The organism is Xanthobacter sp. BG11Y11_SDJG (genome assembly GCF_057364445.1).
The window spans coordinates 1-6,519 of the sequence record NZ_JBNFNU010000246.1 but is presented as its reverse complement, the minus strand read 5'-3'; the positions used below and the strand labels follow the sequence as shown (position 1 = coordinate 6,519).

Here is a 6,519-nt window from a genome sequence, read left to right as displayed (position 1 = left end):
CCTCCGCCGCCAAGCGAGCGGCATCCCTCTCCGACGGGGAGAGGGCAGGGTGAGGGGGAAGGGACGCCGGGGGGCTGGGAGCGCCGGGGCAATCCGGGCGGGGGGAGGACCCTTCACCCGATCCCTCTCCCCGGCGGGAGCAGGGGGAGGCGGGGGCGCCGGCGCCGTGCCTACATTCGTTGTGCATAGAGCCCGAGCCGGACTCCCTCTCCCGCTTGCGGGGGAGGGCTGGGGAGGGGGCATCGGGCGAGGGCTGGGGAAGGGGCATGCTGGGTGAGGGGAGCACCGATCGCGAGGGGAGCGCCCGATGGCTGTCCGTCGCCCCGCCGGGGCTTTCCCCCACCCTTCCCTCCCCCGCACGCGGGGGGAGGGTTCGCGCCGCTCCGGGTCGCAGCCGCCCGATTCTAGGCCGGTGCCCGCCCGGGCTCTCCGGCCCCTCGGCCGCCCGCGCTCACCACTTGCCGGTGTTCGGCATGGAGGCCCAGGGCTCGGCCGGCGGCTTGGGGCCGCCTTTGTTCAGCAGCTCCACCGAGATGTTGTCCGGCGAGCGCACGAAGGCCATGTAGCCGTCGCGCGGCGGGCGGTTGATGGTGACGCCGGAGGCCATCAGGCGCTCGCAGGTGGCGTAGATGTCTTCCACCTCGAAGGCGAGATGGCCGAAATTGCGGCCCTCGTCATAGGGCTCCGGGTCCCAATTGTGGGTCAGCTCGATCTCGGCCACGCCCTCCTGGCCGGGCGGGGCGAGGAAGATCAGCGTGTAGCGTCCCTGCGGCACGTCCTTGCGGCGGACCTCCTTGAGCCCCAGCTTGTTGCAGTAGAAGTCCAGCGACTGGTCGACGTCGGTCACGCGGACCATGGTGTGCAGAAAGCGCATGGCGAGCCTCTTCGCTGTGGGCGCGACGGGAGGCCGGCGGGGAGCCGGCGGAGCGAACGTATGATCTTCGAGCGCGATCTCAAGGGTGCGCAGGCGCGCCTCGGCGAACTTCTCGACGCGGCGCGGCATGCGGTCGCCTTCACCGGCGCCGGCATCTCCACCGAATGCGGCATTCCGGACTTCCGCTCCCCCGGCGGCCTGTGGAGCCAGAACAAGCCCATCCCCTTCGACGTGTTCGTCGCCCACAAGGCGGCGCGCAACGAGGCCTGGCGCCGCCGCTTCGCCATGGAGGAGGCATTCGGCGGCGCCAAGCCCGGGCGCGGCCACCGGGCGTTGGCGCGGCTCTTGTCGGCCGGGCGGCTTGCCGGCGTCATCACCCAGAACATCGACGGCCTGCACCAGGCCTCCGGCGTGCCGGACGCGCACCTCGTGGAGCTGCACGGCAACGGCACCTATGCCACCTGCCTCGAATGCGGCACGCGCTACGAACTCGATTGGGTGCGCCACCGCTTCGAGGCTTCGGGCGGCCTCGCGCCCGATTGCGAGGCGTGCGGCGGGCCGGTGAAGTCGGCCACCATCTCGTTCGGCCAGGCCATGCCGGAGCGGGAGATGGCGCGCGCCGCCGCGCTCGCCCGCGCCGCCGATCTGTTCATCGTCGTCGGCTCCTCGCTGGTGGTCTATCCGGCCGCCGGTTTCCCGCTGGAGGCCAAGCGCGCGGGTGCGAAGCTCGTGATCCTCAACCGCGAGCCCACCGATTTCGACGCCATCGCAGACATGGTCTCGCGTTCCGAGATCGGCGACGTGCTCGGTCCTTTCGCTGACGATGCGTGAAGAGGGTGGGCGAACCGTCGCCGACTTGCTATCGTAGGACGCTCACGCGGAATCGAGCGGCCGCGCGCGTTTGGGCACGCGGCCACCAGCCAGCGCGCAAGCTGGTCGGGCAGGGCGTTCTCTACCTTTAAGTGAGAGGGCGGTTCACCGGCCAGATTGAGCCAATGTGATCGGATCGCGCTCCGGGTCGGGGGGGATATGGGGTCGGACGGACTGGGGGTGGTCCCGCTCATCGACGGAGCCACCGAAGACGGCACGAGCGACGGCACCGAGGCCCCTGTGGGGCTGGTGGAGATTGCCGGCGCCATCAAATGGTTCGACGCCTCCAAGGGCTACGGCTTCATCGTGCCCGACGGCGGCGGGCCGGACGTGCTCGTCCATGTGACCTGCCTGCGCCGTGACGGTTTCCAGACCGCCATCGAGGGCGCGCGCGTGGTGTGCGAGGCGGTGCGCCGCGCCAAGGGCTTCCAGGCCTTCCGCGTGCTCTCGCTGGACCTGTCCACGGCCGTGCCGAGCCCGCCGCCGCCCAGCCGGGCGCGCGAGCTGGTGGAGCCCAAGGGCGGCTTCGAGCGCGCCACGGTGAAGTGGTTCAACCGCCTGCGCGGCTTCGGCTTCCTCACCCAGGGCGAAGGCACGCCGGACATCTTCGTGCACATGGAGACGCTGCGCCGCCACGGCCTCACCGAGCTGCGGCCCGGCCAGAGTGTTCTGGTGCGCTACGGCGACGGCTCCAAGGGCCTCATGGCCGCCGAGGTGAAGGCGGACGGCGACGGCTCGGCCGGACACTGACGTCTGTCCCCGTCGCCCCGCGGGCGGGGCTGCGCGGGACGGCCGGCGCGGCAGGGGGCGGCCGGGTCGCCGCTCATGTTGTCGCCACCATCCCGAAGGCCTATGAGGGACCGCGCGCCGCGCTCCGGCGCTTCCCTGGCCGAGGGTTCTCCACGATGCTCCGCCTCCGCGCCTTTGTCCTTCTGTTTGCGCTTGGGCTTCTCGCGCCGCTCGCTCCGCTTCACGCGCAGCCGGCACCCGAGACGGGCGCCGCCGCCATGGACCGGCAGGCGCTGGAGATCGCCACCGCCAAGGGGGTCCTGGTGTTCGAGGTGGAACTCGCCGCCACCGATGCCCAGCGTGCCAGGGGCCTGATGTTCCGCGACACGCTCGGCGACCGGCGCGGCATGCTGTTCGACTTCAAGGTGGATCAGCCGGTCGCCATGTGGATGAAGAACACCAAGATCCCCCTCGACATGCTGTTCATCCGCGCCGACGGCACCATCGCCCGGATCGCGGCGATGACCACGCCGTTCTCCGAGCAGACCATCTCGTCCGGCGAGCCGGTGCGGGCGGTGCTGGAGATCGACGGCGGCGCCGCCCGCCGCCTCGGCATCGCCGCCGGCGACAAGGTGGCGCACCCGATGTTCGGGAGGCGGTGAGGGGGACCTGCAGCCCCGCCTGCCGGCTCGGGCAGCCCGCCGCTCAGTGCGCGCCCACGCCGGCGCCGTCTGGAGGCGGCATGAGGAAGCCGGGGGCGGTGGTGTCGATGGGGCTGCCGATCTTGTCCCGCCACAGCTCTGGGTGCTTGGTCGCGATCGCGAATACATACACCGAAGTGCGCGGGCTGGTGGTCCAGGATAAGTGGACGTCTTCATCCCATTGCGCTCGAACAGCTTGGCCACCGCCTGGGGCGAGAAGCGCCAGTAGTCGCCATAATTGGCGTGCAGGCGCTGGAGCCAGGGCACCACGAGCATCACAGTGTCCGAGCTCATCTCGCATAAGTGGTCGAAGGCGGTGCGGAACTCGAAGATGTGCTCCAGCGTGGTGTGGTTGAACACAACCTGGAAGCGGTTGCGCAGTTGCTCTGGCAAGGGTTTCTCGAGATCGAGCAGGAACTCGTTCTCCGCGCCCTGGATCACGCCCTGGTCGGTCCCGTAATTGGAGATGTAGTAGGAGGCGCAGGAGCCGAAGTAGCTCTTGTATGTGCGCCCCTCCTTGTCCTTGTCCTCCCAGGCGCTCACGTTAATGACGTCGCCCGTGTAGAGGTCGGCGAACTTGGCGATCTCCCGGTTCGACCACACTCGCGCCTCCCGGAAGTGCCGATCGTGGTAGGACTTCACTCCCAAGAGCCGCATGGACTTCTGCAAGACCTTCTTCATGGAATCCTCGACGGGATTGAACAGGGAATTTCGAAGGGTCGGTCGGCGGCGCCGCGGTTCAGGCGAACTCCGCGAGCATCCTCTTGGCACGGACGTCGTAGGAATAGGTGGAACGCAGCGTCTCAAGCGCCTCCCGCGCCAGGGCGGCGCGCAGTGCGCCATCGCCGATGAGCCGCTCGATGGCGCGCACCCAAGCGTCGATGTCCGCCGGCGGTGCCAGCAGCGCGTTGACCCCGTCGGTGAGGATCTCGCGAAGCACCGGAAGATCGCTGCACACGATCGGCTTGCCCGCCGCCATGTATTCGAAAATCTTCAGCGGGGAGAAGGAACTCGAGATGTCCACTCCGGCGAAGTCGCTGGAGCCCACCTGATACGGCGCCAGTGTGATGTCGAACTGGCGCAGCCGCCGCATGGCCTGGACGTGGGGCAGGATGCCGTGGAGCTGAATGTTCGCCGGGGCGCCCTCGGCGAGGCCGCCCGCGCGGCCGATGATCTCGAACCTAAGCCCGGGCAGGCGCTCGGCGAGACCGCGGATGATCTCCTCGCCCTTGCCGGGATAGAGATGGCCTACATAACCGACGCTGGCCGGCGGATGGTCCTCGGCGCCAATTTGCGCGCTTTCCATGTCCACGTCGCGCCGAGGGGGACGATGACGAAGCGTCCGTCATTCTCCACCCGGTAGGTGGAAAGGAGCTGGGCGTGCAGCGAATTGGAGATGGAGATAAAGCGCTTGAGGTGCGGGCTCTTCACAACCTGTCCAAGCATTTTCTTCTGCGCCGCCTTGCGCGGCAGCACGTGCATCTCGTAGGCGAACGGCCGTCCCAGCAGGCCGGCGATGTAGGCGACTGAGATGTCTCGGGTGAAGACGAAAGAGCGGCGACGCAGGATATGGTAGGCGGCGAAGGCGCGAAACGTCGTTGAGCCGACAAACCGCGTCTCCGGCACGGTGATGCGCGTGATGGGGAAGGCGTTGACCACGCCGTAGTCGCGGAAGATGTCGGCGGTCGAGCCCTCGCCCTTGGCAGCGAACAGGGAGATGTCGCACCCCTCCTTCTTGAAGGCGTTGCAGGTGCGCACGACGTTGACCGAATTGGCCCGCGTCGAGGGAATGGGGGCCGAGTGGTAATAGTCGATCTTCATCTGGTTGTTCCCTCGGGACGTAACGGCACGGTCCGCCAGCCATTCTAAGGATCGGGTCGTCGCCGAGGTCCGCGGCCGACTTTCCCAGCCAGGTCGCCCCGGCCTTGGGCGGCCGCTCTCCTTGCGGCGGACGTGCGACCCCCGCAAGGAGAGCGGGTCATCCCGTGATGGCACCGGCGGGGACTCCGGGCGCCCCGCCGAGGCCGGCTCAGGGGACGACGGAATTGTCGGCGAGCGTGACCTCGCTCTGAACGCCCGGATCCACCTTGAAGGCGGTCGCCCCGCGCGAGATGTGCTTGACCACGTTGGCGAGGATGGTGACGGCGAAGACCGATTTGCCCTCGCCCTCCTTCACCACGATGCCCCCGCATACCGGGCAGCGCTGGTTGAGCATGGGCGAGAAGCTTACCGTGTTGCGCGTGATGAGCACGCCGTCCACCGGAGAGGTGCGGTGGCGCGGGGCGGGGAAGATCAGGATTCCGGCGCGCAGCGCCTGCGTGACCTGGTTGTTGGAGATCATCACGCGCTTGCCGCCGATGGTGGTGATCCCGCGCGTGCGCGACCCAGCGCAGGTGTTGGAATCGATCACCACGTTCTCCACCGGCGGGTAGATGTCGCGCTGGTAGGAGACAACTGATATGCAGTCATCCCCAGTATCGCGCACGGTGTTCTGGCGCACAGTAATGCCGTTCGACCCGTGAACGATGTGGATGCCGTCGCTTTGGGTGCGCGAGACCGTGTTGCCGACGATAGCGACGTTGCGCGCCCCATAGAGCCGCAGGGCGCCCCGGCCGGCACCATCGAAGGTGTTGTCGGCGATGATCACGTCCGCAATGCGGTCGAGCACGATGCGGCTGGCGCGGGTCTTATAGGACTTGCCGTCGCTCACGTTCGAGAACTTGCGCGGGAAGGAGGTTCCCCCCGAGGCCTCGAACTCTTTGCGCCACTGATTTTGGGCGTCCTCGGTCCCGGTGAAGTTGAAGCCCACCACGCCGGTGCGGTCCGCCTGCACCATGATGGCCGCCTCGCGCGCGTCCTCGGCGTGGAGTCGGGCGCCGACGCCGCACAGCAGCGTGCCAGGCGCCTTCAGGTAGAGGGCGCCGCGATAGGTGAAGGCGCCGCCCTGGGTCTCGGGCTGGAAGTAGAGCACCGTGGCGCCGCTTGCCTGGCCGGCGGCTTCGAACACGCCCGTGAGCCCGGGGGTGCCCGGCGCGGCATCCTTCAACGCTGCGGCAACGTCCACCACGCGGAAATCGGTGCCGCCGATGGTGGCGCGAGTGGGCAGGCGGCCCTGCGCGCTCTGGGAGCGCAGATCGGCGCACCCCTTACGGTAGGCCGCGAGGGACGTCTCGTAATCCACGGCACCGGTGGCCGGGTCCATGGGTGGGCCGGCGGGCTTGGCCTGAACTGGGCCGGACTGGGCGGGCGCCGGCCTGGAGAGCGCCCCTTGGGCGTGGGCCGTCCCCGCGGAGACGGGCACCGCCACGGCCAGGGCGTACAGCAGGCGCCAGGCTGGCGCAAGGC

Annotated in this window: 8 protein-coding genes; 3 read left to right on the top strand and 5 right to left on the bottom strand. The window is 68.9% G+C overall.

All coding sequences use genetic code 11. The annotated features are described in order from the left end of the window. Positions 1-451 precede the first annotated feature (451 nt). On the bottom strand, positions 452-874 hold the full coding sequence (locus tag AC2W7M_RS17460) for a VOC family protein (protein ID WP_121621978.1): 423 nt from the start codon (positions 872-874) through the stop codon (positions 452-454). 60 nt (positions 875-934) lie between these two features. On the opposite strand from AC2W7M_RS17460, the gene AC2W7M_RS17455 reads away from it, so the two are divergent. From AC2W7M_RS17455 to AC2W7M_RS17445, 3 genes are all read left to right on the top strand, one after another. Then, positions 935-1,705, top strand: a complete 771-nt coding sequence (locus tag AC2W7M_RS17455; RefSeq protein WP_486133613.1) for an SIR2 family NAD-dependent protein deacylase — start codon at positions 935-937, stop codon at positions 1,703-1,705. Positions 1,706-1,903: 198 nt separating this feature from the next. Then, complete coding sequence (locus tag AC2W7M_RS17450) at positions 1,904-2,494, top strand: cold-shock protein (protein WP_486133611.1); 591 nt, start codon at positions 1,904-1,906, stop codon at positions 2,492-2,494. 155 nt (positions 2,495-2,649) lie between these two features. After that, positions 2,650-3,135 (top strand): DUF192 domain-containing protein, encoded by a 486-nt coding sequence (locus AC2W7M_RS17445; RefSeq protein WP_486133610.1) that lies wholly within the window; start codon positions 2,650-2,652, stop codon positions 3,133-3,135. A gap of 43 nt (positions 3,136-3,178) precedes the next feature. On the opposite strand, the gene AC2W7M_RS17440 is transcribed toward AC2W7M_RS17445, so the two are convergent. From AC2W7M_RS17440 to AC2W7M_RS17425, 4 genes are all read right to left on the bottom strand, one after another. Next, complete coding sequence (locus AC2W7M_RS17440) at positions 3,179-3,307, bottom strand: hypothetical protein (RefSeq protein ID WP_486133608.1); 129 nt, start codon at positions 3,305-3,307, stop codon at positions 3,179-3,181. Positions 3,308-3,913: 606 nt separating this feature from the next. Then, complete coding sequence (locus tag AC2W7M_RS17435) at positions 3,914-4,480, bottom strand: glycosyltransferase family 4 protein (protein WP_486133606.1); 567 nt, start codon at positions 4,478-4,480, stop codon at positions 3,914-3,916. Next, entirely contained in the window at positions 4,423-4,995 is a 573-nt protein-coding gene (locus tag AC2W7M_RS17430) for a hypothetical protein (RefSeq protein ID WP_486133605.1), read from the bottom strand. Before AC2W7M_RS17430 ends, AC2W7M_RS17435 begins: the two co-directional genes overlap by 58 nt. Before the next feature lie 208 nt (positions 4,996-5,203). After that, a partial coding sequence (locus tag AC2W7M_RS17425; protein ID WP_486133603.1) for a right-handed parallel beta-helix repeat-containing protein occupies positions 5,204-6,519 on the bottom strand: 1,316 nt, incomplete at its 5' end.